We start from the raw sequence: 1,676 nt of genomic DNA, 5'->3' as shown, positions 1-1,676 counted from the left end.
TCGGGCCCGCGCGAGCGCCCCGGCCCCGCTGCCGCGGCCGGCCGCCGCCCCGGTGCGCTCCACGGCACTGCTCCAGGTCGAGGGACTGACGGTCACCTACCCGGACGGCGCGGGGACGCGGACCGTGGTCAGCGACGTCTCGCTGTCCGTCGAGCGCGGCGAAGTGCTGGGACTGGTCGGGGAGTCGGGCTCAGGCAAGACCCAGACCGCCTTCGCGATCCTCGGGCTGCTGCCCAGGAACGCCACCGTCGCCGGGGGCACCGTCCTGTTCGACGGCACTTCGCTCACCGCTCTCGACAAGAAGCGGCACGGGGCGTTCCGTGGCCGCCGTATCGCCTACATCCCGCAGGAGCCCATGTCCAACCTCGACCCGGCCTTCACCGTCGGCCACCAACTCGTCGAGCCCATGAGGGCGGTACTCGGACTGCCGAGGGCGCGGGCGAAGGCCCGCGCCCTGGAACTGCTGGAACGCGTCGGCATCGCCGACCCCGCGAGGACCTTCGCCGCGTACCCGCACGAGATCAGCGGCGGCATGGCGCAGCGCGTCCTCATCGCCGGGGCCGTCTCCTGCGATCCGGACCTGCTCATCGCCGACGAGCCCACCACGGCGCTCGACGTCACCGTGCAGGCTGAAGTCCTCGACCTCCTGCGGGAGTTGCGCGCCGAGCGCGACATGACGGTGCTGCTCGTCACCCACGACTTCGGTGTGGTCGCCGACATCTGCGACCGGGTCGCCGTCATGCGCGCCGGGCGCGTCGTCGAGGACCGGGACGCGGTGGGACTCTTCGCGGCGCCCCAGGCCCCGTACACCCGGACGCTGCTGGAATCCACGCTGGAAGGCGCGTCCCCGAGGGGCCCGCTCACCGCGCCAGGAAAGGATCGGCGATGAACGCCCCGCTGCTTCAGGTCGAAGCGATCGACGTCGTCTTCCCCTCCAAGCGCTTCCGCGAGCCGCCGTTCCAGGCACTGTCCGGTGTCTCGCTCGACATCGCGGCCGGTGAATGCCTCGGTCTGGTGGGGGAGTCGGGCTCGGGAAAGACCACACTGGGCCGTGCCGTGCTGGGACTGGTCCCCCTCGCCGCCGGCTCCATCCGCTACGACGGCCGGGAGGTCTCCGGGCTCCCGCGCAAGGAGCGGCGCGCCCTCAGCTCGGAGATCCAGGTGGTGTTCCAGGACCCCTACACGTCCCTGAACCCGTCGATGACCGTGGGGACGATCCTCGCCGAGCCGCTGATCGCCGTTGGCAGACCCCGCGCCGCCGCCCGGGTGCGCATCGCCGAACTCCTCGACGCCGTAGGGCTTCCGGCCGACTCCGGGCAGCGGCTGCCGCGCGAGTTCAGCGGCGGTCAGCGCCAACGCGTCGCCATCGCCAGGGCGTTGGCGCTCGACCCGCGTCTGGTCGTCTGCGACGAGCCGGTGAGCGCGCTGGACCTGACCACGCAGGCCCGGGTGCTCGACCTGCTCGTGGAGATCCAGGAACGCACCGGCGTGGCCTACCTCTTCGTCTCGCACGATCTGTCGGTGGTACGCAGGGTCAGCCACCGGGTCGCCGTCATGCGGGGCGGCCGGATCGTGGAGACCGGCGACGCGGTCACCGTCACCGAGGCGCCCTCGGACCCGTACACCCAACGCCTGCTGCTGGCGGCCCCGGTCGCCGACCCGGCCGAGCAGGCCCG

At 72.6% G+C, this 1,676-nt stretch carries 2 protein-coding genes; both read left to right on the top strand.

Annotated elements, in window-relative coordinates; translation table 11 throughout:
• A partial coding sequence (locus QR77_RS48120) for an ABC transporter ATP-binding protein (protein ID WP_040019406.1) occupies window positions 1–889 on the top strand: 889 nt, incomplete at its 5' end.
• On the top strand, window positions 886–1,676 hold a 791-nt coding region (locus QR77_RS02260), incomplete at its 3' end, for an ABC transporter ATP-binding protein (RefSeq protein ID WP_052488469.1). The genes QR77_RS48120 and QR77_RS02260, both read left to right, overlap by 4 nt.

Origin of the sequence: Streptomyces sp. 150FB (assembly GCF_000818195.1) — a bacterium.
Lineage (GTDB): Bacteria > Actinomycetota > Actinomycetes > Streptomycetales > Streptomycetaceae > Streptomyces.
Note: the sequence above shows the minus strand (reverse complement) of the source record. Positions and strands in the feature narration are given on the sequence as shown.